Below are 24479 nucleotides of genomic sequence, written 5' to 3' on the forward strand. Positions count from 1 at the left end.
ACTAAATTTTCTGGGGATCCCTCAGGGGATAGCCCCGTCGTTCTCTGTTTACTTAATCTGTATGTTGACGCTGTATTTTTTAGCCTTGTTTTTACGAGCGTCATTGCGGGTTTGAAGCACCCTTAGCTCATATTTACCGGAAGCGGGAAGGATGTACCGACCGTTGTCATCAAGCTCGGGAGAGTATCTGGAGAGATCAACCGAATCGCTGATTCCGGGCCCAAAGAGGACAATATCAGCTCCCTCATTGGAGATGCTGACGTGCACCTTCTGGCCTTTTTGGGCATAGAAGTTATATGTGTCGTAATCGTATCCTTTTATCTCTCCTGAGTACTGCGCACTATTATGCCCCTTCCTGAACTCAACATTAACGTCCTTGCCAGCGGCAGAGGCCGTTGAGGTTAGCAGTGCAAAAAGAAAAATGGCTTTACTTACACCATTGATTTTCATGTGTGTTCTCCTCAGTCATGGAAAAACTATCGTTGTTATAATATAACAATTTTTGACAGATATTTTCCATGAGCCTCCCGCCTGGAAGTTGCTATGGCGCGTGAGTGGTGTCAGGGAAGAGATAATCTGACAGATACCTGGAAAAATAACGGATAACTGTCAGATCTGAGATGAGCTAATACACTTAAATTAAGGGTTTATTGTTTTCAACATCTTCAATATATAAGAGTGTATTATCGATAGAATAGTAACGACGTTTATTATCATTAACGTCAGTAACCCACCGGAAGACACCCGCATTCGCGAGCGTTATACAATATTCCCGAAAAGTAGACTTTCTGGAAATGTGAGTCCGGGCTGCTTTTATTACTTGCTCAGGGTTCTTAGTGGCACTGACTTTTAATAGATTTCTGCTTCCTCTTATTAACAACACCTTGTCATCGTGTGTGACGATCCTAATGTTATCTGTAGCAAGATAGTAAATGTAATGCGCAATATGATGACGTTTTAACTCTGTGTAAAACCAGGAAAAGTTTAGCTCCGTTCTCACTTGCTCAAACATCTTTTGGAAAATAGCAACCTGATCCATCAGAGGGAATAATCTCTTGTTAGTTGTGAGAGTTTGTAGTTTGCATGATTGGTGCTATTCCTTCAATCAGATCCGATGACTTAATGCGGGTGACAAAGACGTACTAAATATAGGGTTATGATGCGTGTGTCTGGTTAGGTTTTGCTATTCGTTCTTCAGTATTGCACTCGCAAAATGTTATGTTATAACATTTAATGAATGTTGAAACGAGAGGATAAACTGGATGATGGTTGTTAATAAATTGGCTTTTGCGCTGGGGTTACTATTGACTGGCAACTATACACTTGCTCATGGGCATCATTCGCATGGGGCACCACTGACAGAAATAGAACAAAAAGCAGCAAAGGGTATTTTTGATGATGATAACGTGAAAGACAGGTCACTCACTGACTGGGATGGTATTTGGCAATCGGTATACCCCTTGCTTCAAAGTGGTGACCTTGATCCTGTTTTTGAAATGAAAGCAAAAAAAGAACCGGGTAAATCATTTGCGGATATTAAGTCCTATTATCAGCAGGGATATGCGACGGATATTGACACAATCGGTATCGAAAATGGTGTTATGGAGTTCCACAGAGGAGAGGAGGTGACTTCCTGTAAATATAATTATAGTGGATTCAAGATATTGACATATAAATCAGGAAAGAAAGGTGTTCGTTATCTGTTTGAGTGCCGTGATCCTGCCAGTAAAGCACCGAAGTTTGTGCAGTTTAGCGATCATATTATTGCCCCCCGGAAATCCTCTCATTTCCATATATTTATGGGCAATACGTCACAACAGCAATTACTTGAAGAGATGGATAACTGGCCAACTTATTATCCTTATCAGTTACAGACGAAAGAAATTGTGGATGAGATGCTTCATCACTAGTTCATTTCAGGATTGCCATAAATCCTTGAGAATATTTGTCTGATATATCGCGTACTTTTCTCTGCCTCTACAGCAGAGCATTTGTAGCATAGACACTCCCGCTGCCTGAAACAGCGGGAGAAAAGATTACTTTTGAATCAAATAACGAATGGTCGGCCCGTCTTGCTGGATATCCAGTACGGTATAGCCGTGATTACGTGCATCCAGCGGAATATTGTTAATTGACTGCGGGCAATCGCTGACCACTTCGAGGATCTCGCCTTTCTTTAACTGCGGCATTGCCTCAAGAGTAGCGACCGCCGGATAAGGGCAGGGTTCGCCCACCATATCTAGACGGTAATCAGGAACGATATTTTTCATGCGATCTCCTTAGCAGTCTGCGGCGCCGCACGGCGGAAGAAGCGTTTCTCCCAGCCGATAACCAACATTAACGCAGCGAACAGCATCAAATATGTCACCAGCAGGCCGCCCATTGGGCCAAAGGTTTTCAGCAGGTTGATTTTGTCCCAGTCGGTTGCCAGCGCCGGGGCGAAATCATCCCAGTAATAAGCCAGAATCGTCGAGCCGATAACGTTGCCCAGGCCAACCCACCAGTAGTGCACCTGGCCTTCCACCGCGCGGTACATCCAGCCAGTTTCACAGCCGCCTGCCAGAACAATACCAAAACCAAACAGTAACCCACCAATGACAGCGTTCGGACCCGCCCACATTATTTTCGGTTCTACGCCTAACTGTACATAACTGAAAATACCGATGGCACTCACCGCCATACCGATAATGATCGCTTTCGCCATATGGGTTCGTCCGGTGATCCACATATCGCGGAACGCCGAGGTAAAGCAGATTTGCGCGCGTTCAATCAGTAAGCCAAAGCCGACGCCAAATAGCATAGCCAACCCCAGCTTCGGTTGATTCATTGCTGTCAGCAGCGCCCAGCCCAGCATACCGAAAAATACCAGCATACCGAGGCGGAAGCGACGCCGTGCCTGATCCGGTTTTTGTGTTAGCGGTGATGCGGCAGAGACTTTCTGCATTTTTACCGGGATGCGGAACATCGGCAGTAGGGTAAAGCGCGCACCAAACCATGAGCCGATGGCGGTGGCGATAGCAAAGAACCAGGCGTGCAACGAGAACTGCGGAATACCGGTGAAGAACGCAGCCAGGTTACAGCCCATCGCCAGACGTGCGCCGAAACCGGCGATAATACCGCCAATAATGGCCTGCATAATGCGGATACGGCTGCGCGGCATACGTAATTTAACGTTGTTGGCCCACAGAGCAGCGGCAAAACAGCCGCCAAACATACCCAGAATCATCATTCCGTCGATGCGGGTTAATGGCGATCCTTCCAGATGAATTATTTTAAAATAACCCCACTCTTCAGCATGGACGCCAAACAGTTGCAGGAGCTGACCGCCCCAGCGGGTAAATTCACCCGTAACTGCCCAAAAGGTGCCGGTGATGCCAAAATAATAAGTGGAGAGAATACCCGCCGCGATGACTGCGGGGATGGGGGCCCAGAATTTAATCAACCAGGCTTGCTTGAATTGCTGCCATGACATGTATGTAGCCTCTGAACTCAGAAGGTTTGTAACAAGAGCAGCGAATCATACACCATGTAAATTTATTTTCGGGTCAATAATTCACAAAAATAATGGTTAGATCAAATTTCACCTTGGGTCTGGAAAGGCTGGCAGCATCAAGGCATTAATGCCACAATCCTCTTTTCTTCTCATGCAGGATGAATGATGAAAAAACTCGCAATTGCAGGCGCACTTATGCTGCTGGCTGGCTGTGCCGAAGTTGAAAATTATAACAATGTTGTGAAAGCACCCGCGCCAGAGTGGCTGGCGGGCTACTGGCAGACCAAAGGGCCACAACGTGCTCTGGTCAGCCCTGAAGCGATAGGTAGCCTGATTGTTACTAAACAGGGGGATACGCTGGATTGTCGTCAGTGGCAGCGGGTGATTGCTTTACCGGGTAAGTTGACGCTGATATCGGATGATCTCACTAACGTTACTGTCAAACGTGAGTTATATGAAATTGAACGTGACGGTAACACTATCGAATATGACGGCATGACAATGGAACGCGTGAATCGACCGACGGCTGAATGTGCTGCCGTGCTGGAAAAAGCGCCGTTGCCGACGCCACTACCGTAATGAAATCCCCCTGGCGCTGGGGGATTTTTATGTCAAAAAAAGTGCCCGATGCGCAAGCTTATCGGGTCTGGAACTGTAGCGCCCCCGCAATAACGATGAGTGTATTTTCAGTGATCGGTTTTAAATCACCTCTTCGATAACCCACACACTGACGCTACCGCCGTTGCAAAAGAAGGTCGCTTCGCCATTTTCATCGGTTACTACGCTCTCTTGTCGATTACCCAGAAAGTCGCGCCAGGTTTTATTGCCGTAATTCTCCCCCAGATTAATGTTTTTTTCGCCATCGTCGCCGTTTGACATGACCACCACGCAGCCAGGATATTCGTCAGTACCGCTGCGACTAAACGCAATACAGTTCGGATGGTCGAAAAATAACGTCTGTACTCCGTGGGCGAAACGCTGGCGGGCGAGAATCAACTCATCAAGCTGTTCGATTATCGGCATATCTATCGGATAAGTTTGTCCGTCACCGCCGACATCTTCGTAATGAGCACCGTACAAATCAGGGTAGAACACGGAAGGGACGCCATTTTCCCGCAGCAAAATCAGGGCATAAGCCAGCGGTTTAAACCACGGTTCAACCGGCGCTTCAAGGGCTTGTAACGGTTGGGTGTCGTGATTGGCGACCAGCGTAACAGCATGGAAAGGATCGGCTTCCACCAGCGTACCGGTGAAAATCTGCGTCATGTCGTAGTCGCGCCCCATGCGTGATGCTTCGTGAAATTTCATCTGTAGCGGCGCATCAAACAGCATGGTTTTGCCTTCAACTTGATCAATATACGTTTGCAGCTTATCAACTTCGCGCGACCAGTATTCCGCCACAATAAATAGCGGCTTTGGCGCGACTTCCTGCACGTGTTCGATCCACTCTTTATAAAACCAGGCCGGAATATGTTTTACTGCGTCGAGACGAAAACCGTCGCATTGCGTTTGCTCCATCACCCAGCGCGCCCAGTATTTGAGCTCTTCCGTAACGGCATGGTTGCGAAAATCGATATTTTCACCCATCAGATAGTCAAAATTACCAAGCTCATCATCAACCTGGTCGTTCCAGCCTTCGCCGGTGTAGTCGTTGACGATTTTAAAGATACCGTCTTCGTTTGGGTTTTCGATATGGTCGATACCGCTAAAACATTTGAAATCCCAGATAAACTGCGAGTATTGCCCGCCACGAGCGGGAAAGGTGTAACGCGTCCAGCCTTCGCACTCAATGATTTCATCATCAATTTGCGTGCGATCGTCAGCATTGACGCGCTGTACGCGAATGGCTTCTTTTTCATCTGCGCCCATTTTGTGGTTGACGACCACGTCCAGCAGTACCGCAATGTCATTGCGTTTGAGTGCATCAATGGCGGCCAGCAGTTGTGCTTTATCGCCATATTTGGTGGGGATGCTGCCTTTTTGATCAAATTCGCCTAAATCAAATAAATCGTAGGAGTCGTAGCCGACCGAATACCCGCCCGATGCGCCTTTATAGGCTGGTGGCAGCCAGATCATATTGATACCAATATCATTAAAACCGTCGGCGCGCTCGGCCAGTTCAGGCCAGAGCTTGCCGCCTTCCGGGTAATACCAGTGAAAACATTGCAACAGCGTGGGATTACGCATTCTTCGACTCCACTCAAGGGGAACATTAGAAGCGTAGCCGTAATCGGATTATTCGCGAGCCATCATCTTTTTAAGCGTCAAAAGAGGTTTTCCTGCGGCGCCAGCACGTAGCCCCCCTGATCACCGTAGGCGCTTAACACAGATTTTTGCATTGATGACTGACCGACCAGTTTCGCCAGTTCATCCATCCGAATCTGCAATAACTGTTTTACTTTGTTTTCGTTTTCCAGAACGAGGCGCAGCAGCGGTCTGAGTTGCTCCTGTATCATGGCAGAGGGTTCCGTTTCTTCCGTTAGGTGTGCGATCTTTTGCACCGCATTGACATATTCCATTTCGCTGGCGATGAGTTCATTCCATCGTCCTTCTGTCGCCAGGCGTAACATGAGTTGGCTTTTTTCGACGAGTTGTTGCCAGGCAAAATACAAGTGCGGTGCGTGGTTCATCAGACAGGATCCTGAATCAAAGAAGGGGAGAGTAAAGACTCTTTCCAGGCATCGGCAAGGTTGCGCATCAACGTTTCCACTTCTTCGACTGCGGAGACATCGTTGCGTAAATTGGCTTGCAGCAAACGCCTGATCATATAGCTATACAGGGCTATCAAATTCTGGGTTAATTCGTCCTGGCTTTCTTCGTCAAGACCGATCCTCAGCCCGTTATCAATAATGCTGATCGCTTTTGACAAAGAGACGCCTTTTCCTTCCTGATTGTTGTCCTGCATAAACAGGCGCGCTCTTACCAGTGCACTCAACACGCCGTCAAATAGCATGGTGACCAATTGTTGTTGGCTGGCGCTCATTACGGCGCTTTCGACGCCAATTTGGGCATAGGCCTGGGTGCCTTTTGCGCTGTACATAGTCTCTCCTGAAGATTATTTCGAGCTGCTATTTGAGGTATCGAACTGCTGTGTCAGATAGCTACTGGTGGAGTTCAGCGAGTTCATTAACACATCTAATTGGGTAAACTGGGCTTTATAGCGCGCCATTAAGGTATCGATACGTTCACTGGCTGCGTTGTACTGATCAGTCAAATTGTTCAGCGTTTTGCTGACGCCATCTTTTGCTGCCTGGATTATCCCGGTGGAGGAGAGCCAACTGGTCAGATTGCTGCTAATGCCGGTGGTTACCCCTGTACTTTTACCGTCACCAATAAACATTTCACCGACGCCAGCGGCATCTTTCTTCAGCGCCGTTTGCAGCTTGTCGGTCGCGATTTCCAGCTTGCCGGTACTGGCATCGCTGGTAATGCCAATCTGTGCCAGCGTTTTATAGTTTGAACTGCTGTGGGTATTGGCGAGCAAGGTTTTAAGCTGAGTCTGGATGGTACGCAGTGTGGAGTCGCCGAGTAATGCGCCATTGCTGGAGTCCTGACTTTCTGCGCCGGCATCGACGGCGGTGTATTTGGTTAAGCTGCTGAACGTATCCTGCAATGTGTTATAGGCATCCACCCACGCTTTAACCGCATTTTCAGCTTTTGATGTGTCTTTACTGATGGTCAGTGTCTGATTACCAGTGGTGACGTCATTCAGGTTGAGGGTGATATCTTCCAGTGCGTCGCTGATAGTGTTACTGCTGTTTTCAATCTCAACGTTATTGACCGTCAGTTTGGCGTTTTGCGCGGTGACGCTTTCAATCATGCCATTGCTGCTATCACCTGAAGTTCCGTTGTAACCCATAAAACTTTCCAGGGCGCTGTCGCCGCTGACGCTAAGTTTCATCGCGTTATCGCTGCCCGTATCGTTAGCGGTGATGGACAGACGATACTCGCCGTTACCTACATTGATGATACTGGCGCTGACGCCAGCTTTGGCGTTGTTAATGGCATCGCGAATACCGGAAAGTGACGAGTTAGCCGCGCTGATATCAATCGTGACCGGATCTTTACCGCCGCCTTGCTGGATGGTCAGTACGCTATCGCTGGTGGCGATGGCGGCTTTACTGTCTTTTTGACTGTTTTTGGTGGTCAGCGTCTGTGCCTGCGCCAGTTGGCTGACGCTAATGGTGTATTTCCCGGCAATCGCGCTGCCCGTGGTGGTGGCGCTGAAAGCCGATGAACTACTGGTGGTTGAGGTGGCGGTAAATAAATCGGCTTTATTCAGTGCTGTGTTGGCTGTCTGGAAACTCTCCAGTGCGCTTTTCAGCGTCCCGTAGGCGCTCAGTTTCGCGGTGTAAGAGCTTTGCTGTTTTGATATCGGCGTCAGGGTAGATTTTTCTGCCGCCTCCAGACTGTCGAGGATGCTGCTTAAGTCCAGCCCCGACCCAACCCCAAGCGTTGAAATACTAGCCATATTGATTCCTTAATCATGCGACATGTAGAACGAATACCGGGGTTATCGGCGTAAGCGGGGCAAAGTTTACGATTTATTTTTTGGCTTAATGACACGAACAGCAACGAGGAAGGGGAGTATTTCGACCGCTAGAAAAAAATTCTAAAGGTTGTGAGAGACCAGACGATAACAGGGTTGACGGCGACGAAGCCGAAGGGTGGAAGCCCGATACTTAAACCGTAGAGCTAAAAAACAGGAATAAAAATTATGGCACAAGTCATTAACACCAACAGCCTCTCGCTGATCACTCAGAACAACATCAACAAAAATCAGTCTGCGCTGTCGACTTCTATCGAGCGCCTCTCTTCTGGTCTGCGTATTAACAGCGCGAAAGATGACGCCGCAGGTCAGGCGATTGCTAACCGCTTTACCTCTAACATTAAAGGCCTGACTCAGGCCGCGCGTAACGCCAACGACGGTATTTCTCTGGCGCAGACCGCAGAAGGCGCACTGTCTGAAATCAACAACAACTTGCAACGTGTGCGTGAGTTGACCGTTCAGGCGACGACCGGCACTAACTCTGATTCTGACCTGTCTTCTATTCAGGACGAAATCAAATCCCGTCTGGATGAAATTGACCGCGTTTCCGGTCAGACCCAGTTCAACGGCGTGAACGTGCTGGCGAAAAATGGTTCCATGAAGATTCAGGTTGGCGCGAATGATGGGCAGACCATCTCTATCGACTTGCAGAAAATTGATTCTTCCACGCTGGGGCTGAAAGGATTTGCCGTAGACGGTAATTCTTTAAATGTTGGCAATTCGATTACAAGTGTACCTCAGGCCACAGGGGCCCCGAAAAATGTTACATTTGCAGCAACAACAGCTACAACGTTAGGTATTGCGGATACTAATAACTTAAGCCTGCATAATATTCTTGATAAAGATGGGGTCGCTACAGGAAATTACGTTGTTAAATCTGGTAGTGATTATTATGCGGCAACGCTGAATCAGACTAGTGGTGAAGTGACAATTAACACATCTGATGTAACTTACACTACTGCTGACGGTGCCACTGCGACTAAAAACGGTGTTGCAGTTAAAGTTGCAAATGATCCTACAACGGGCAATGCAGCTGGTTTTGTGACAGTTGATGGTAAAAATTATAAAGCTGGTACTAATGGTACAGATATTCTGGCCACTACAAATATTAATACAGTAATTAAGATGTCAACAGATACTGAATTTGCAGGTGCTTCGACCAGCGATCCGCTGGCGCTGCTGGACAAAGCGATTGCTTCTGTTGACAAATTCCGCTCCTCCCTCGGTGCCGTTCAAAACCGTCTGGATTCTGCGGTCACTAACCTGAACAACACCACCACCAATCTGTCTGAAGCGCAGTCCCGTATTCAGGACGCCGACTATGCGACCGAAGTGTCTAACATGTCGAAAGCGCAGATCATCCAGCAGGCGGGTAACTCTGTGCTGTCTAAAGCTAACCAGGTGCCGCAGCAAGTTCTGTCTCTGCTGCAGGGCTAATCGTCGTAATATAACTACAGCAAACGCCAAATTGCCTGATGCGCTGCGCTTATCATGCCTAAAAGGTGAATCGCAATTAATAAATTTGCATATTCGCGTAGGTCGGATAAGGCGTTTACGCCGCATCCGGCAAGATGAGGCTGACGTTGTCAGCTATCTTAACCCCGTTCCGGCGGGGTTATTCTGCTCGTTATTTACCGATTACCTCAAATAACCCTTATTTCACCCATTAATCGTCCGATTAAAAAACCTGCAGAAACGGATAATTATGCCGATTATTTATATAACGCAGGGCTGTTTATCGTGAAATCACTCTATACCGCTGAAGGTGTAATGGATAAACATTCGCTGTGGCAGCGTTATATCCCGCTGGTGCGTCACGAAGCATTGCGCCTGCAGGTTCGACTGCCCGCGAGTGTAGAACTTGACGATCTGCTACAGGCAGGCGGCATTGGATTACTTAATGCTGTTGAACGTTATGATGCCCTGCAAGGAACGGCATTTACAACTTACGCAGTGCAGCGTATCCGTGGTGCTATGCTGGATGAACTTCGCAGCCGTGACTGGGTGCCGCGCAGCGTGCGACGCAATGCACGTGAAGTGGCGCAGGCAATAGGGCAACTGGAGCAGGAGCTTGGCCGCAATGCCACAGAAACTGAAGTGGCAGAACGTTTAGGGATTGAAATCGCCGACTATCGACAAATGTTGCTTGATACGAATAACAGCCAACTTTTCTCCTATGATGAGTGGCGCGAAGAGCACGGTGATAGCATTGAACTGGTTACTGACGATCATCAGCGGGATAACCCATTGCAGCAATTACTGGACGGTAATTTGCGTCAGCGGGTGATGGAAGCCATCGAAATGTTACCGGAGCGCGAACAGTTGGTATTAACGCTCTATTACCAGGAAGAGCTTAATCTCAAAGAGATTGGCGCAGTGCTGGAAGTCGGTGAATCTCGGGTCAGTCAGTTACATAGCCAGGCTATTAAACGGTTACGCACCAAACTGGGTAAGTTATAACTTAGGTAAATGCCGCACATTAATTTTGAATACCAGGAGTTCTTAATAATGGTGCAGCACCAGAAAAGGCGGCCATTAAGCCGCTATCTTAAAGACTTTAAACATAGCCAGACTCATTGCGCATATTGCCGTAAATTACTCGATCGTATTACTCTCGTGCGCGATGGCAAGATAGTGAATAAAATAGCGATATCTCGCCTTGATACGCTGCTTGATGAAAATGGCTGGTTTGAGGAACAAAAATCATGGGCGGCATTATGCCGTTTCTGCGGCGATTTACATTGCAAAACCCAGAGTGATTTTTTTGATATTATCGGCTTTAAACAGTTTCTCTTTGATCATACTGAAATGAGCCCCGGCACTGTGCGTGAATATGTGGTACGTCTACGTCGTTTGGGTAATTATTTAAGCGAACACGATATTTCCTCCGACCTGCTGCAGGATGGTTTTCTTGATGAAAACCTGGCTCCCTGGCTGCCCACCACCAGCACCAATAATTATCGCATCGCATTACGTAAGTACCAGTGCTACCAGATGCAAACCCGTGGTGACCTTACGCAGAAATCCCCCAGCCTGTCAGCTTCTGATATATATTAAATAAGAATAAGATGTAGCAGAGTTGTTTTTGTGTCTTCGAACAATGGCTCTACACTGCAAACCAACATAACAACATTCGGGGTGAATATGAAATTAGTACATCTGGGACGTCAGGCGCTGATGGGGGTTATGGCCGTGGCGCTGGTTGCGGGTATGAGCGTGAAAAGTTTTGCCGACGAAGGTCTGCTCAATAAAGTGAAAGAGCGGGGCACTTTGCTGGTGGGACTGGAAGGGACTTACCCGCCGTTTAGCTTTCAGGGCGATGACGGTAAATTGACCGGTTTTGAGGTGGAATTTGCGCAACAACTGGCAAAACATCTGGGCGTGGAAGCCGCATTAAAACCGACAAAGTGGGACGGTATGCTGGCGTCACTGGATTCTAAGCGCATCGATGTGGTGATTAATCAAGTCACCATCTCTGATGAACGTAAGAAAAAATACGATTTCTCTACCCCGTACACCATTTCCGGTATTCAGGCGCTGGTGAAAAAAGGTAATGAAGGCACCATTAAAACCGCCGACGATTTGAAAGGTAAAAAAGTTGGCGTTGGTCTGGGGACTAACTATGAAGAGTGGCTGCGGCAGAATGTTCAGGGTGTTGATGTGCGTACCTATGATGATGATCCGACCAAATATCAGGATCTGCGCGTAGGTCGTATTGATGCCATCCTGGTTGATCGTCTGGCTGCGCTGGATTTGGTGAAAAAAACCAATGATACGCTGGCAGTAACCGGCGAAGCCTTCTCCCGCCAGGAGTCAGGTGTGGCGCTGCGTAAAGGTAACGAAGACCTGCTGAAAGCGGTTAACGATGCCATTGCAGAAATGCAAAAAGACGGCACTCTACAAGCTCTTTCCGAAAAATGGTTTGGTGCTGATGTGACCAAATAATCGCATAATGACTAGTCCTGATTTAAGTTGACAGTTTTCTGTCTGTAAAACGCCTGATGAACTCCATCGGGCGTTTTGTATTTCCGTGCCAGGTGTGGTCGCTAATGGTTATAAATTGTCACGGATTTTTTTACCATTTCCCAGGTCTACGTCAGGTTTGTAGGACGCGAGAGTAAAACTCATTTTTCAGGATCTCATTTATTCGTTCAGCCAGCGCATTCTGGTAGCAATCATAACCATTGGTCATTGAACAGGTTATCCCGTTTCCCTCATTCACTGACTGATAAAGAGCTGAACAGTATTACTGACCACTACACTACCCGGTTCAGAATGTATACTTCACACCCAGCATGGCAGAGGCGTCACTGTATCCCTTGTCACCGAGCTGTACACCCACATTGCCCCACAGGTTCAGATGGTCATTTATCTGTCCCTCAACACCGGTTTTTACTTCTCCGATATTGCTGGCACCGTCCTGATGTACCGTCACACCGTTCATACGGGTGCCAAAATCACGGGTGTTGTGCAGCCAGTTCACCTCAACGAACGGACAGAACTCATGGGATTTGCTGTCGTCCATTCTGTTGTGCCCCTTAATCCAGGTTTTCACGCCCAGACGGGTACGGAGGTTACCGTCACCGGTGCTTTCAACATGGGTACCATTGAGTTCGCGGTGCTCATCAGCTTTTACGCCCATCCAGATAACCTGAGCCTGAGGCTGGACATACCATTCGTTCAGACTGCCATGGCTACCGGTAAACTCACCGGTTTTCCAGACATAACCGGTTTCCAGTGAGGCTGTCAGACCTTTTGATTTCCAGGATTCCCCCGGCAGTCCGTCACCTTTCACATTGTTATCGAACCAACTGTACTGTGCCCAGCTATCCAGATAAGCCCCGCTATGTGTCTCATCATTAGCATACCAGGTGGCATACAGACCTGTGTTGTATCCTTTCACACTGCCTTTTGAACTGTATCCGGTACGTACAGAATCTGTATTGTTATGGTCATTACCGTAACCAGCCATAACCCCCAGATGCCAGCGGTCAGAGCTGTTCCGGCTCCACTGAGCCAGGTCACCGCCCATCTGCAGGACGTAACGGTTACCCTGTGTTTTCAGTTGGCCTGTACCGTCACGCCAGCGGTTGTGTCTCCCTTCATGGTGCATCCACATGCTGGTTTCTTTCTGCTCACCGGTAATCACATCGGTGTAATGCATCGGCCCCTGGCGTTCATAAAGACGGGATACGAACATGGTGTTTGCTGCAGCAATGTTCGCTGTGTAGGAGCCAGCTTCCGGACGCAGGTCGTTGTCATGACCACCCGGAGCAGGTTCAGGGGCAGGGGGTTGCATTGCTTTCAGAGCGCGCAGCAGGAACGGAGTGTTTTTACCACTAGTCAGATACCAGTTATCACGGTTGCTTCCCTGACCACGTCCCAGCGTGTAGTCATAAGCCCCGGCGGCAATACGCCCGGCCTGAATAAATGCAGCACTGTCAGCATTTCCGTCGACATGAATCAACTCAATACCGTTCAGTGTCTGTGCTCCGGTACCACCTGCATTTATAACAACCACTCGGGTCTGACTGGAAGCATTGCCTTTAATAACCAGTTTGTCTGTTGCGGAGCTGTCATTCCCCAGAGCGGTGTTCATGAGCAGTAAGCCATTATTACCGGTATAGTTACCTCCGATCGTCAGTACATTACCCGGAGCATCGGCTCTCAGGTCAAGAGTACCGCTGTTGGTTACGTTCCCGGCGACACCACCAGAGCCAGAGAGTGTCCCCTGCTGAGCGATGGTGACTTGGCTGTTAGCAAGCATGACAGGTGCATCAGCCTTGCCCAGAATCAGTGTGCCGGCAGTGTTAACCGAGCCTGCTCCCAGTCCGTCAGTAGTAAGCACCTTCACCATTGCCTTTTCTGCGATAGTGGTGGTGGCATTCAGGGCGCGGGTGGAACCAGTAATAGCGAACACGCCACCGCTGATGTTCAGGGAGCCAGAGCCGATGAGGGTGCCTGCAGACAGGCCTCCACCTGTGAGGGTCAGATTACCGCTATTAATGTTCAGTATGGAACCTGCTGCGCTGTTCAGTTTACCTGCGATCTGGCTGTGACCGTTCATATCCAGCATGGTGTCAGCTGCCAGGCGAATCTCGCTGGTCTGTCCCAGAGCACTGTTGCTGTTCATGCGGACATTGCCGCCACGGATGTCTGTTACACCCGTGTAAGTGTTTTGGGAGGACAGAATCAGTGTTCCTTCGCCGGCTTTGGTCAGCGTTTTTCCATCCCAGCCATGAGATAACTGAGCAGCATTGTTATCTGCAAGCCGTACCTTCAGCTCTAACACCGCGCCATTTCTCAGATCAAACGTGCCATATCCATTTCCTGAGGGGTCATTCCACTTCAGGGAAGAACTGACCTCTTTTACTGTCTGCCCGTTACCTCTAAGTGATGTTAAAACATAGTCTTCAGCACCATCACTCAGTAGATTATTATGCTGATAAATATTATTTTCAGAGAGCCCTGTTATGCCGTCGGAGGTCGTCAACAAGCCGTACTCATTTTTCTTCCATATTGTCATGGCAGTATCAACATTAAGCACTGCACCGTTATTGAACTGAATACTGTTGGCAGTTAAATGACTGGAACCTGTGCTCATATTCAGCGATGAATCTCTGTCAAATACCGAACTTCCGCTAAAGGTGACATCAGCTCCCGAAACGTAAACATGTGTACCTGTACCCGCACTAAGATTGCCTTTTATTTCAGAGCTGGCGGAGTCTTTATTTGTAATGGACAGAGAATTACCATCAGCATTATTTACAGCACTATTCAAAACAATATCACCTTGAATGGTAGAACCGGCGTAGAGATTCAACGAGTTAGTTCCACCATTCAAAGATATTGCGGTGTCACAATCTTGTCCTCTGTTACCAGATATCCCCCCGGGAAATTCACCGTGACCTTCATTTCCGCCACTACCAGGCAATATCCTGCCATGATTATTTATCGTAATATCACTCCCGGATATAGCAGTGCCACCATTACCTCCGTTGCCACCATTACCTCCGATACCAGTATTTCCAGTATCGTAACTTTCACCGGGATTACCTCCATCACCACCAGTACCGCCATTTCCGCCAATAATATTTCCATAATTATTTATTTCAATATTATTTCCAGATATGGCAATCCCACCGGTACCTCCAATTCCACCAGTACCACCAGTACCAAGGGTAGTTGAACCAGCGTGTTCATATTCATCTGTACCACCTTCACCACCAGTGCCCCCCTGTCCGCCAGTTATATCTCCCGTATTATTTATCTTAATATTATTACCATATATAGCAGACCCTCCAATACCACCACTACCACCGCTACTCCCATTAATATTCTGATCGGTAGTAAATTCGACACTACCCTCACCACCGCGAGCACCATCCCCCCCTTGGCCCCCTGTAATGTGATTATTATTCGTTATCTCCATATTATTTCCGGATATAGCCGTGCCTCCATTCCCTCCGTTGCCGGCAGAAGATCCCCATACCGCCCACCAGGCACCACTACTACCTTGCCCGGCAGTGATATTTCCGTTATTGCTTATTTGAAGATTATTGCCAGATATGGCAGTCCCACCAACAGCAGGAGTCCCAGTTAAACCACCGCTTTCATCGCCATAACCACTGGCTCCAGGCATTCCGCCATCGCCACCCGTAATGCTTCCGTTGTTCGTAATGGTAAGATCATCTCCGGAAATAGCGGTACCTGCTTCACCTCCATCGCCTCCGCCATTACCATAACCTCCCCAACCCCCCTTACCACCGGAAATATCACCAGAATTAACAAGAGTAAAATTATTTCCAGTAATAGCTGTGCCGCCCTGGCCTCCTGCAGCGCCCTTCATAGTATGATCATCATCATGACCAGCCCATCCGCCTTCACCGCCACTAATGTAAGTTCCGCTGTTAATTGTCAGGATATTTTCATCCTGTAACGAACCTGGTACAACATTAACAATGAGAGCATCTTCACCGGCTTCTCCATCATCACTACCCAACCTATCCTGCGGGCCATCAGCACCAATGATATTTTCAGATATTTCTGTAGGGTTTCCTTCAGAAAGAGTAACTTCCATTTTGGCTCCCAAAGCAGGCTGAATGGCCAGAGTGGCAGATATAAGGCTGCATAGTAACGTTGTCTTCATTCCCTCTTGCGTTATGCCGAATGTTTTTCTGTTGTTTATATATACATTAAACCTTTCTTTTTTATTAATTTTGATTTTCACAAAAGCTCCAATTTTTTTGTTTAAGAATGTTGGTTAAATAGTTTGACTGTGTAATGTTATTGAGAAGTAATATGCATTATCTAATCATCATACAAATGATCGAAGCGAGCGAGCATTATTGCAAATAAACAGAAAAAATCTATCTCAAGCAATCAGGTTGATTTTTTTTGACAAGTAATTTGAAATTGTAATGTTTTCTGGATGTTAGTTTGTTTATTGATTAGTGTAATTTTAGATAGTGAGTGTTTCTCTGCTTCTTTTATAGGAAAAGTGTCTGAAAATATTCTCGGAGAATATAATATTCTTTTCCTAAAAATAGACTTGGGTATAAATAATAATTAATGCAGAGATAATGATCTTCATATTAATGAATGGGGGGATAACCAGACTTGAACAACCGAAAATGCCAGGAGAAGTTATACTCGTAACCAGGGGACATCAGATGTTCTGCTTTATGGATATAAGCAGCCTTTACACAGTTACGTTCCTGATGATCCATCGGACATTCAACAGTATCACGGGACCACAAACCTGATTCTATTAATGCACTACATGCCATCACCCGGAATCCGTGACTACTACAGTTGCCAGACGCTCAACGAAAGACCGATAAAACGCCAGAGTATGAATCACCCGCAGAGCGGTTCAACCAGTGTGTTGCATCCATCGGGTGAAATCACAGCCAGAAATGTGTCAACGCTGTTCTGGACGGGGCATAATGACAAAAAAGGTGCTTTAATTAGCGCCTTTTTTATTTAAGCGTTTTTTGCGTGCATAATAACAATATCACAACAACACACACCGGAGGCTTTTATGCCACTGCATAATTTAACTCGTTTCCCACGGCTGGAGTTTATCGGCGCACCAACGCCGCTCGAATATCTGCCGCGTCTTTCTGATTATCTTGGGCGGGAAATTTTCATTAAAAGGGATGACGTCACACCGATGGCGATGGGTGGCAATAAATTACGCAAACTAGAGTTTCTCGCGGCAGACGCCCTGCGTGAAGGTGCCGACACTCTGATTACCGCCGGAGCGATTCAGTCTAACCACGTGCGCCAGACTGCCGCCGTCGCCGCAAAACTTGGGCTGCATTGTGTGGCACTGCTGGAAAATCCTATCGGAACAGCCGCAGAAAACTATTTAACCAACGGCAATCGCTTGTTGTTGGATCTCTTCAATACCCAGATTGAAATGTGCGATGCGCTGACCGATCCCAATGCCCAACTGGAAGTGCTGGCAACGCGAGTCGAAGCGCAAGGGTTCCGTCCGTATGTCATTCCGGTTGGAGGTTCTAATGCTTTAGGCGCGCTGGGCTATGTGGAGAGCGCGCTGGAAATCGCGCAACAGTGTGAAGGGGCGGTTAATATTTCTTCGGTGGTGGTGGCGTCGGGCAGCGCCGGAACGCACGCTGGACTGGCAGTAGGATTGGAACAACTAATGCCAGAAAGCGAACTGATTGGCGTGACCGTGTCACGTTCCGTTGCTGACCAGTTGCCAAAAGTGGTTAACCTACAACAGGCAATAGCGAAAGAACTGGAACTGAGCGCATCAGCGGAAATTTTACTCTGGGATGACTATTTTGCGCCTGGCTACGGCGTGCCGAACGACGAAGGCATGGAAGCGGTGAAACTGTTGGCGCGGCTGGAAGGCATTCTGCTTGATCCTGTGTATACCGGAAAAGCGATGGCGGGGCTGATGGATGGCATCAGTCAGAAACGCTTCAAAGACGAAGGGCCGATTCTATTTATTCATACTGGCGGCGCGCCTGCGCTGTTCGCCTATCATCCTCACGTCTAGCCCCGGAAACGCTCATGCAAGAAAGTATACAACTGGTTATTGATTCTTTGCCGTTCCTGCTTAAAGGGGCTGGGTATACGCTGCAACTCAGCATCGGCGGCATGTTTTTTGGCTTACTGCTGGGATTCATTCTCGCGCTGATGCGCCTGTCGCCACTCTGGCCAGTGCGCTGGCTGGCACGTTTTTACATTTCCATTTTTCGCGGTACGCCGCTCATCGCGCAACTGTTTATGATCTACTACGGCCTACCGCAGTTTGGCATTGAACTAGATCCGATTCCGTCGGCGATGATTGGCCTGTCACTGAACACCGCTGCCTATGCTGCCGAAACGCTGCGTGCCGCCATTTCATCTATTGATAAAGGTCAGTGGGAAGCCGCCGCCAGTATTGGCATGACGCCGTGGCAAACTATGCGTCGCGCAATTTTGCCGCAGGCGGCTCGGGTGGCGCTGCCGCCGCTGTCGAACAGCTTTATCAGCCTGGTAAAAGATACCTCGCTGGCAGCGACGATTCAGGTGCCGGAACTGTTTCGTCAGGCGCAGTTGATTACCTCGCGCACGCTGGAAGTTTTCACCATGTATCTGGCGGCTTCGCTCATCTACTGGATTATGGCGACAGTGTTATCGACGCTACAGAACCATTTTGAGAATCAACTTAACCGCCAGGAGAGAGAACCAAAATGAGTGCCATTGAAGTTAAAAACCTGGTGAAAAAATTCCACGGTCAGACGGTACTGCACGGTATCGATCTGGAGGTCAAAACTGGCGAAGTCGTGGCGATTATCGGCCCGAGTGGCTCCGGCAAAACCACGTTGCTACGCAGCATAAATTTGCTGGAGCAACCGGAGGCGGGGAGCATCACCGTTGGGGATATCACTATTGATACTGCGCGTTCGTTAAGCCAGCAAAAATCGCTGATTCGCCAGTTGCGCCAGCATGTCGGATTTGTCTTTCAGAATTTTAATCTGTTTCCGCATCGCACAGTGCTGGAAAACATTATTGAAGGGCCGGTGATCGTTAAAGGCGAACCGAAGGAGGAGGCCACGGCGCGCGCTCGCGAGCTGCTGGCAAAAGTTGGACTGGAAGGGAAAGAGACCAGCTATCCGCGTCGTTTGTCCGGCGGTCAACAGCAACGTGTGGCGATTGCGCGTGCGCTGGCGATGCGCCCGGAAGTCATTTTGTTTGACGAACCCACTTCGGCGCTGGACCCGGAGCTGGTGGGGGAAGTCCTGAATACCATACGCCAGTTGGCACAGGAAAAGCGCACCATGGTGATTGTGACGCACGAAATGAGCTTTGCCCGTGACGTTGCTGACCGCGCGATCTTTATGGATCAAGGGCGGATAGTAGAGCAGGGCCCTGCAAAAACCTTATTTGCCGATCCTCAGCATCCCCGCACACGCCAGTTCCTTGAGAAGTTTCTGTTGCAATAAGATAAGAAAAAATCAGCCCCGGCAGCTTTTTAGTCGGGGCGAAAACGCATTCCTGACCGCATAAATCGCTTAATAAATCAGCATAACTTATTAATAACATAAGATAATGCTATGGCTTGCAAAAGTAATTCATTGTCTGAATAATATAAATTATATATAAATCTTATTTATGTGATAGTTTGAGTTATCAGTATAAATGATACTCACTCTCAGGGGCGTTGCGGTTAACTATGCAGGATACGGATTTTTTCAGCTGGCGTCGCACGATGTTGTTGCGTTTTCAGAGGATGGAGGCCGCAGAAGAGGTCTACCATGAAATAGAGCATCAGACTTACCAACTGGAGTTCGATTTTTATTCATTATGTGTGCGCCACCCGGTGCCATTCACGCGACCGAAAGTGGCTTTCTACACCAATTATCCGGAGTCATGGGTCAGTTATTATCAGGCCAAAAACTTTCTCGCCATTGATCCTGTGCTTAACCCTGAAAACTTCAGTCAGGGGCATTTATTGTGGAATGATGAGTTATTCAACGAAGCACAGCCGTTATGGGAAGCCGCACGAGCGCATGGTTTACGCCGTGGCGTCACTCAGTATTTAATGCTGCCGAATCGGGCGTTGGGGTTTTTGTCCTTTTCCCGTAGCAGTACGCGTGAAATACCCATTCTTAGTGATGAACTGCAATTAAAAATGCAGCTATTGGTGCGTGAAAGTCTGATGGCGTTGATACGTTTAAATGATGACATAGTGATGACGCCAGAGATGAATTTCAGCAAGCGGGAAAAAGAAATTCTGAAATGGACCGCAGAAGGTAAAACGTCAGCAGAGATAGCGATGATCCTGTCAATCTCTGAGAATACTGTCAATTTTCATCAGAAAAATATGCAGAAAAAAATCAATGCACCGAATAAGACGCAGGTTGCCTGCTACGCAGCCGCAACTGGCTTAATATGATATCTATTACATTGGGCATGAAAGATGCCAAACCGGCTGAAAGGTGCGCTTTCAGCCGGTTTTATATTACTGACGGTAGGCTTGTTTAATTTGCTTAACCGTTTTGGAAAATACCGCAGCCTGGGTTTCGTCTTCGATCAGCGCAAGCTGTTTTTCCATCTTTAACATCACGCGGCCCGCGTCAGCTTGTCCCATCGCCTGCAGCATCAGCGTCAGCATCGCTTTCAGGCAGGAGACTTCATTTGCCAGTTCTTGATTATTCTCGGCAGTAGAAAAATCAGGCGTACTCATTTATTTTCCTCGTCATGTTGCAATGAAAATTTGCGGTGAAAAATGTTAAGGCGGCGGAGTATACCATAAGCTTTGCTAAAAATAGCAGTGGTTGTTTTTTGCGCACGATATCAGCAATAGTAATAAAACAGGGAATATAACGCGCAATAAATATTTTTATCATGAATGTTTTTCGCGCGTATTGTTCGGGTTAATTCATGTTACATATTCATGCCGCTGATTTTTCATTTATGCTGAATAAAGTCAATTTTTGTCACATTTCGTCGTTGGCCTTACTGCGAAACGCGCTGGCAAACCTTTGATGACGGACGTGACGATAACTCTGGACAATCGAATTTACAAAAACGAGAGAAAAATCGAATACCCACCATTTTTAACGTTTCAAAGTTGCAATAAAAACCGCTAATATACGAATGACTAACTATCAGTAGCGTTATCCCTATTTCTGGAGATATTCCTTTGATCAACGTTCTACTTGTTGATGACCACGAACTGGTGCGCGCAGGGATACGACGCATTCTGGAAGATATAAAGGGTATTAAAGTCGTCGGTGAGGCATCCTGCGGTGAAGACGCCGTTAAGTGGTGCCGGGCAAACACCGTTGACGTCGTGCTAATGGACATGAGTATGCCTGGCATTGGCGGTCTTGAGGCGACGCGTAAAATCGCTCGCTCGACAGCAGATGTCAAAATCATCATGCTTACGGTTCATACTGAAAACCCTTTACCAGCGAAAGTCATGCAGGCCGGTGCTGCGGGCTATCTCAGCAAAGGTGCGGCTCCGCAGGAAGTTGTGAGTGCGATTCGCTCTGTCTATTCGGGGCAGCGTTATATTGCTTCTGACATTGCTCAACAAATGGCATTAAGCCAGATCGAACCAGAAAAAACAGAAAGCCCATTTGCCAGTTTGTCTGAACGTGAATTGCAGATTATGCTGATGATTACCAAAGGCCAAAAGGTCAATGAGATCTCAGAACAGCTTAATCTCAGCCCGAAAACGGTGAACAGCTATCGCTACCGTATGTTCAGTAAATTAAACATTCATGGCGATGTTGAGCTGACTCACCTGGCAATTCGCCATGGTCTGTGTAATGCGGAGACATTAACAAGTCAGTGAGTGTTCAGTTTGACGCAAAAGCGTTTTTAAAAACCGTAACCAGCCAGCCTGGCGTTTATCGCATGTATGATGCTGGTGGTACGGTTATCTATGTCGGCAAAGCGAAAGACCTGAAAAAACGGCTTTCCAGCTATTTCCGTAGCAACCTCGCTTCGCGCAAAACCGAAGCGTTGGTTGCCCAGATCCAGCAAATTGATGTGACGGTTACCCATACCGAAACCGAAGCTCTGCTGCTGGAACACAACTACATCAAACTCTATCAGCCGCGTTACAACGTTCTGTTACGCGATGATAAATCTTATCCTTTTATTTTTCTTAGCGGCGATACCCATCCGCGTCTGGCTATGCATCGCGGTGCAAAGCACGCCAAAGGTGAATATTTCGGCCCGTTCCCAAACGGCTATGCCGTGCGTGAAACCCTGGCGCTGCTACAAAAGATTTTCCCGATTCGCCAGTGTGAAAATAGCGTTTATCGCAACCGCTCGCGTCCGTGTCTGCAATATCAGATAGGGCGCTGTCTGGGACCGTGCGTTGAGGGTCTGGTGAGTGAAGAAGAGTACGCCCAGCAGGTAGAGTATGTGCGCCTGTTTTTATCCGGTAAGGACGATCAGGTGCTTACTCAACTGATCGGTCGCATGGAAACAGCCAGCCAGAATCTGGAGTTTGAAGAAGCGGCACGTATTCGCGACCAAATCCAGGCGGTGCGACGCGTAACCGAAAAACAGTTTGTCTCCAATACAGGTGATGACCTTGACGTTATTGGCGTCGCTTTCGATGCGGGCATGGCTTGTGTCCACGTCTTGTTTATTCGTCAGGGCAAGGTGCTCGGTAGCCGTAGTTATTTCCCGAAAGTACCTGGCGGTACGGAGCTGGGCGAAGTGGTGGAAACCTTTGTCGGTCAGTTCTATTTACAGGGCAGCCAGATGCGCACTTTGCCGGGTGAGATCCTGCTCGACTTTAATCTTAGCGATAAAACGCTGCTCGCCGATTCCCTTTCAGAACTGGCAGGGCGCAAGATTAACGTTCAGACTAAACCGCGTGGCGATCGGGCACGTTATCTGAAGCTGGCGCGCACTAATGCGGCGACGGCCTTAACGACCAAACTTTCGCAGCAATCTACGGTTCACCAGCGTCTGACCGCGCTTGCAAGCGTGTTGAAATTGCCGGAAGTGAAGCGGATGGAGTGTTTTGACATCAGCCATACCATGGGTGAACAAACGGTCGCTTCGTGTGTGGTGTTCGATGCTAACGGCCCGCTGCGTGCGGAGTATCGGCGCTATAACATTACCGGCATTACGCCTGGTGATGATTATGCGGCAATGAATCAGGTGCTGCGTCGGCGTTACGGTAAAGCCATCGACGACAGTAAGATTCCGGACGTGATCCTGATTGATGGCGGCAAAGGCCAGCTTGCGCAGGCGAAAAATGTCTTCGCCGAGCTGGATGTCTCATGGGATAAAAACCATCCGCTGCTTCTTGGCGTGGCGAAAGGAGCCGATCGTAAGGCTGGGCTGGAAACGTTGTTCTTCGAACCTGAAGGTGAGGGCTTCAGTCTGCCGCCAGATTCACCGGCGCTGCATGTCATCCAGCATATCCGCGATGAATCACACGATCACGCGATTGGTGGGCATCGCAAAAAACGCGCAAAAGTCAAAAATACCAGCACGCTGGAAACCATCGAAGGCGTTGGACCAAAACGTCGGCAAATGTTGTTGAAATATATGGGCGGTTTGCAAGGTTTACGTAACGCCAGCGTTGAGGAAATTGCAAAAGTGCCGGGTATTTCGCAAGGTCTGGCAGAAAAGATCTTCTGGTCGTTGAAACATTGATGTCTCTGTAGCAACATAGGGGTAATCTTACTGACAACAGATAGTTACCCGTCATTATGCAATTTAATATCCCTACGTTGCTCACACTGTTCCGTGTCATCCTTATCCCATTCTTTGTATTGGTCTTTTATCTGCCTGTCACCTGGTCGCCGTTTGCTGCCGCGCTCATTTTCTGCGTTGCGGCGGTAACTGACTGGTTCGATGGTTTTCTGGCGCGTCGCTGGAATCAGAGTACCCGCTTTGGCGCTTTCCTTGATCCAGTAGCAGATAAAGTGCTGGTTGCCATTGCCATGGTGCTGGTAACTGAGCATTACCATAGCTGGTGGGTCACTTTGCCAGCGGCAACGATGATCGCCCGTGAAATTATTATTTCTGCTCTACGTGAATGGATGGCTGAACTCGGTAAACGCAGCAGTGTGGCTGTCTCCTGGATTGGTAAAGTAAAAACGACTGCCCAAATGGTGGCGCTGGCCTGGCTGTTATGGCGTCCGAACATTTGGGTTGAGTATGCTGGTATTGCACTTTTCTTTGTGGCTGCGGTACTGACTCTGTGGTCTATGTTGCAATATTTGAGCGCAGCTCGCGCAGATTTGCTTGATCAGTGATCGTTTCGGCGCAAAATTCAGCAAACGATCAAAAGTGGTGAAAAATATCGTTGACTCATCGCGTCAGGTAAGTAGAATGCAACGCATCGAACGGCGGCACTGATTGCCAGACGATAATAAAATCAAGTGATTAGCTGATTGCTTGATGAATGCGGGAATAGCTCAGTTGGTAGAGCACGAC

General features: G+C 48.1%; 25 protein-coding genes and 2 pseudogenes. 14 read left to right on the forward strand and 13 right to left on the reverse strand.

From position 1 onward, the window contains the following. Positions 1-48 precede the first annotated feature (48 nt). Together pliG and EQY_RS0120720 are read right to left on the reverse strand one after the other, a co-directional pair. Positions 49-450, reverse strand: coding sequence for a g-type lysoyme inhibitor PliG (gene pliG, locus EQY_RS0120715; protein ID WP_000700154.1), 402 nt, complete (start codon positions 448-450; stop codon positions 49-51). A 184-nt stretch (positions 451-634) separates the two neighbouring features. Continuing rightward, positions 635-1039, reverse strand: a complete 405-nt coding sequence (locus tag EQY_RS0120720) for a DUF1398 family protein (RefSeq protein ID WP_000373062.1) — start codon at positions 1037-1039, stop codon at positions 635-637. A gap of 223 nt (positions 1040-1262) precedes the next feature. Here EQY_RS0120720 and zinT point away from each other — a divergent pair, with 223 nt between their 5' ends. Further along, positions 1263-1910 carry a metal-binding protein ZinT gene (gene zinT / locus EQY_RS0120725; protein ID WP_000989854.1) on the forward strand — a complete coding sequence of 216 codons (648 nt, stop codon included), beginning with the start codon at positions 1263-1265 and terminating at the stop codon, positions 1908-1910. Positions 1911-2036: 126 nt separating this feature from the next. Here zinT and yedF read toward each other — a convergent pair whose 3' ends face one another. After that, positions 2037-2270 carry a sulfurtransferase-like selenium metabolism protein YedF gene (yedF, locus tag EQY_RS0120730; protein ID WP_000790504.1) on the reverse strand — a complete coding sequence of 78 codons (234 nt, stop codon included), beginning with the start codon at positions 2268-2270 and terminating at the stop codon, positions 2037-2039. Then, complete coding sequence (gene yedE / locus EQY_RS0120735) at positions 2267-3472, reverse strand: selenium metabolism membrane protein YedE/FdhT (protein WP_000118927.1); 1206 nt, start codon at positions 3470-3472, stop codon at positions 2267-2269. Before yedE ends, yedF begins: the two co-directional genes overlap by 4 nt. A gap of 186 nt (positions 3473-3658) precedes the next feature. On the opposite strand from yedE, the gene yedD reads away from it, so the two are divergent. Continuing rightward, a complete protein-coding gene (gene yedD, locus EQY_RS0120740) occupies positions 3659-4072 on the forward strand; it encodes a lipoprotein YedD (protein WP_010346797.1) in 414 nt (137 codons plus the stop codon). A gap of 120 nt (positions 4073-4192) precedes the next feature. Here the strand turns inward: yedD and amyA are convergent, their stop codons facing one another. The 4 genes from amyA to fliD all read right to left on the reverse strand — a co-directional run bounded on the left by amyA (position 4193) and on the right by fliD (position 7964). Beyond that, entirely contained in the window at positions 4193-5680 is a 1488-nt protein-coding gene (gene amyA, locus EQY_RS0120745) for an alpha-amylase (protein WP_001245674.1), read from the reverse strand. A 77-nt stretch (positions 5681-5757) separates the two neighbouring features. Then, on the reverse strand, positions 5758-6123 hold the full coding sequence (gene fliT, locus EQY_RS0120750; protein WP_001015044.1) for a flagella biosynthesis regulatory protein FliT: 366 nt from the start codon (positions 6121-6123) through the stop codon (positions 5758-5760). Further along, positions 6123-6533, reverse strand: coding sequence for a flagellar export chaperone FliS (fliS, locus tag EQY_RS0120755; RefSeq protein WP_000286600.1), 411 nt, complete (start codon positions 6531-6533; stop codon positions 6123-6125). Before fliS ends, fliT begins: the two co-directional genes overlap by 1 nt. A gap of 15 nt (positions 6534-6548) precedes the next feature. Further along, positions 6549-7964: a flagellar filament capping protein FliD gene (gene fliD / locus EQY_RS0120760; RefSeq protein WP_000146827.1), complete on the reverse strand. Its 1416-nt coding sequence runs from the start codon at positions 7962-7964 to the stop codon at positions 6549-6551. A 246-nt stretch (positions 7965-8210) separates the two neighbouring features. Between fliD and EQY_RS0120765 the strand changes: the two genes are divergently transcribed. From EQY_RS0120765 to tcyJ, 4 genes are all read left to right on the forward strand, one after another. Continuing rightward, complete coding sequence (locus EQY_RS0120765) at positions 8211-9479, forward strand: FliC/FljB family flagellin (protein ID WP_000079764.1); 1269 nt, start codon at positions 8211-8213, stop codon at positions 9477-9479. Positions 9480-9782: 303 nt separating this feature from the next. Then, on the forward strand, positions 9783-10502 hold the full coding sequence (fliA, locus tag EQY_RS0120770; protein WP_000839543.1) for an RNA polymerase sigma factor FliA: 720 nt from the start codon (positions 9783-9785) through the stop codon (positions 10500-10502). Between the two features lie 45 nt (positions 10503-10547). Continuing rightward, positions 10548-11099 (forward strand): flagella biosynthesis regulatory protein FliZ, encoded by a 552-nt coding sequence (gene fliZ / locus EQY_RS0120775; RefSeq protein ID WP_024165180.1) that lies wholly within the window; start codon positions 10548-10550, stop codon positions 11097-11099. Between the two features lie 87 nt (positions 11100-11186). Continuing rightward, entirely contained in the window at positions 11187-11987 is an 801-nt protein-coding gene (tcyJ, locus tag EQY_RS0120780; RefSeq protein ID WP_000779810.1) for a cystine ABC transporter substrate-binding protein, read from the forward strand. Between the two features lie 11 nt (positions 11988-11998). Here tcyJ and EQY_RS25150 read toward each other — a convergent pair. The 3 genes and pseudogenes from EQY_RS25150 to EQY_RS26960 form a co-directional block, all read right to left on the reverse strand. Continuing rightward, positions 11999-12288: pseudogene (locus tag EQY_RS25150) on the reverse strand (integrase core domain-containing protein); the annotation flags it as partial. A 24-nt stretch (positions 12289-12312) separates the two neighbouring features. Continuing rightward, positions 12313-16272, reverse strand: coding sequence for an autotransporter outer membrane beta-barrel domain-containing protein (locus tag EQY_RS0120785; RefSeq protein WP_024212686.1), 3960 nt, complete (start codon positions 16270-16272; stop codon positions 12313-12315). Between the two features lie 439 nt (positions 16273-16711). Next, positions 16712-16846: pseudogene (locus EQY_RS26960) on the reverse strand (hypothetical protein); the annotation flags it as partial. On the opposite strand from EQY_RS26960, the gene EQY_RS26625 reads away from it, so the two are divergent. The 5 genes from EQY_RS26625 (at position 16825) to sdiA (ending at position 20457) form a co-directional block, all read left to right on the forward strand. Beyond that, positions 16825-17031 (forward strand): hypothetical protein, encoded by a 207-nt coding sequence (locus EQY_RS26625; RefSeq protein ID WP_192807673.1) that lies wholly within the window; start codon positions 16825-16827, stop codon positions 17029-17031. The pseudogene EQY_RS26960 and the gene EQY_RS26625 overlap by 22 nt on opposite strands. Before the next feature lie 54 nt (positions 17032-17085). Then, the gene (gene dcyD / locus EQY_RS0120790) at positions 17086-18072 is read left to right on the forward strand and encodes a D-cysteine desulfhydrase (protein WP_001128250.1); all 987 of its coding nucleotides are present in this window, start codon (positions 17086-17088) and stop codon (positions 18070-18072) included. 14 nt (positions 18073-18086) lie between these two features. Continuing rightward, on the forward strand, positions 18087-18755 hold the full coding sequence (gene tcyL, locus EQY_RS0120795) for a cystine ABC transporter permease (RefSeq protein ID WP_001158229.1): 669 nt from the start codon (positions 18087-18089) through the stop codon (positions 18753-18755). Continuing rightward, entirely contained in the window at positions 18752-19504 is a 753-nt protein-coding gene (gene tcyN, locus EQY_RS0120800; RefSeq protein ID WP_001273017.1) for an L-cystine ABC transporter ATP-binding protein TcyN, read from the forward strand. Before tcyL ends, tcyN begins: the two co-directional genes overlap by 4 nt. A 230-nt stretch (positions 19505-19734) precedes the next feature. Beyond that, positions 19735-20457, forward strand: a complete 723-nt coding sequence (gene sdiA / locus EQY_RS0120805; protein WP_001154261.1) for a quorum-sensing transcriptional regulator SdiA — start codon at positions 19735-19737, stop codon at positions 20455-20457. Between the two features lie 66 nt (positions 20458-20523). Here sdiA and yecF read toward each other — a convergent pair whose 3' ends face one another. Further along, the gene (gene yecF, locus EQY_RS0120810; protein ID WP_000106474.1) at positions 20524-20748 is read right to left on the reverse strand and encodes a DUF2594 family protein YecF; all 225 of its coding nucleotides are present in this window, start codon (positions 20746-20748) and stop codon (positions 20524-20526) included. Next, on the reverse strand, positions 20735-20911 hold the full coding sequence (locus EQY_RS26355; RefSeq protein ID WP_032155896.1) for a hypothetical protein: 177 nt from the start codon (positions 20909-20911) through the stop codon (positions 20735-20737). Before EQY_RS26355 ends, yecF begins: the two co-directional genes overlap by 14 nt. Positions 20912-21207: 296 nt before the next feature. Here EQY_RS26355 and uvrY point away from each other — a divergent pair, with 296 nt between their 5' ends. Genes uvrY through pgsA form a run of 3 tightly spaced genes read left to right on the forward strand, consistent with a single transcriptional unit; the run spans position 21208 to position 24298 of the window. Next, on the forward strand, positions 21208-21864 hold the full coding sequence (uvrY, locus tag EQY_RS0120820) for a UvrY/SirA/GacA family response regulator transcription factor (protein WP_000611331.1): 657 nt from the start codon (positions 21208-21210) through the stop codon (positions 21862-21864). Further along, positions 21861-23693, forward strand: a complete 1833-nt coding sequence (gene uvrC / locus EQY_RS0120825) for an excinuclease ABC subunit UvrC (protein WP_000116018.1) — start codon at positions 21861-21863, stop codon at positions 23691-23693. The genes uvrY and uvrC overlap by 4 nt, the downstream gene beginning before the upstream one ends. A 56-nt stretch (positions 23694-23749) precedes the next feature. Beyond that, positions 23750-24298 (forward strand): CDP-diacylglycerol--glycerol-3-phosphate 3-phosphatidyltransferase, encoded by a 549-nt coding sequence (pgsA, locus tag EQY_RS0120830; RefSeq protein WP_001160187.1) that lies wholly within the window; start codon positions 23750-23752, stop codon positions 24296-24298. Positions 24299-24479: the final 181 nt, after the last annotated feature.

Origin of the sequence: Escherichia sp. TW14182 (genome assembly GCF_000208525.1) — a bacterium.
Classification (GTDB): domain Bacteria; phylum Pseudomonadota; class Gammaproteobacteria; order Enterobacterales; family Enterobacteriaceae; genus Escherichia; species Escherichia ruysiae.

Excerpts from the sequence above, each read along its gene's own strand:
- pliG (WP_000700154.1), bottom strand. The coding sequence starts at position 450 with ATGAAAATCAATGGTGTAAGTAAAGCCATTTTTCTTTTTGCACTGCTA.
- EQY_RS0120720 (WP_000373062.1), bottom strand. The coding sequence starts at position 1,039 with ATGGATCAGGTTGCTATTTTCCAAAAGATGTTTGAGCAAGTGAGAACG.
- zinT (WP_000989854.1), top strand. The coding sequence starts at position 1,263 with ATGATGGTTGTTAATAAATTGGCTTTTGCGCTGGGGTTACTATTGACT.
- yedF (WP_000790504.1), bottom strand. The coding sequence starts at position 2,270 with ATGAAAAATATCGTTCCTGATTACCGTCTAGATATGGTGGGCGAACCC.
- yedE (WP_000118927.1), bottom strand. The coding sequence starts at position 3,472 with ATGTCATGGCAGCAATTCAAGCAAGCCTGGTTGATTAAATTCTGGGCC.
- yedD (WP_010346797.1), top strand. The coding sequence starts at position 3,659 with ATGAAAAAACTCGCAATTGCAGGCGCACTTATGCTGCTGGCTGGCTGT.
- amyA (WP_001245674.1), bottom strand. The coding sequence starts at position 5,680 with ATGCGTAATCCCACGCTGTTGCAATGTTTTCACTGGTATTACCCGGAA.
- fliT (WP_001015044.1), bottom strand. The coding sequence starts at position 6,123 with ATGAACCACGCACCGCACTTGTATTTTGCCTGGCAACAACTCGTCGAA.
- fliS (WP_000286600.1), bottom strand. The coding sequence starts at position 6,533 with ATGTACAGCGCAAAAGGCACCCAGGCCTATGCCCAAATTGGCGTCGAA.
- fliD (WP_000146827.1), bottom strand. The coding sequence starts at position 7,964 with ATGGCTAGTATTTCAACGCTTGGGGTTGGGTCGGGGCTGGACTTAAGC.
- EQY_RS0120765 (WP_000079764.1), top strand. The coding sequence starts at position 8,211 with ATGGCACAAGTCATTAACACCAACAGCCTCTCGCTGATCACTCAGAAC.
- tcyJ (WP_000779810.1), top strand. The coding sequence starts at position 11,187 with ATGAAATTAGTACATCTGGGACGTCAGGCGCTGATGGGGGTTATGGCC.
- EQY_RS26625 (WP_192807673.1), top strand. The coding sequence starts at position 16,825 with ATGCCATCACCCGGAATCCGTGACTACTACAGTTGCCAGACGCTCAAC.
- dcyD (WP_001128250.1), top strand. The coding sequence starts at position 17,086 with ATGCCACTGCATAATTTAACTCGTTTCCCACGGCTGGAGTTTATCGGC.
- tcyL (WP_001158229.1), top strand. The coding sequence starts at position 18,087 with ATGCAAGAAAGTATACAACTGGTTATTGATTCTTTGCCGTTCCTGCTT.
- tcyN (WP_001273017.1), top strand. The coding sequence starts at position 18,752 with ATGAGTGCCATTGAAGTTAAAAACCTGGTGAAAAAATTCCACGGTCAG.
- sdiA (WP_001154261.1), top strand. The coding sequence starts at position 19,735 with ATGCAGGATACGGATTTTTTCAGCTGGCGTCGCACGATGTTGTTGCGT.
- yecF (WP_000106474.1), bottom strand. The coding sequence starts at position 20,748 with ATGAGTACGCCTGATTTTTCTACTGCCGAGAATAATCAAGAACTGGCA.
- EQY_RS26355 (WP_032155896.1), bottom strand. The coding sequence starts at position 20,911 with ATGATAAAAATATTTATTGCGCGTTATATTCCCTGTTTTATTACTATT.
- pgsA (WP_001160187.1), top strand. The coding sequence starts at position 23,750 with ATGCAATTTAATATCCCTACGTTGCTCACACTGTTCCGTGTCATCCTT.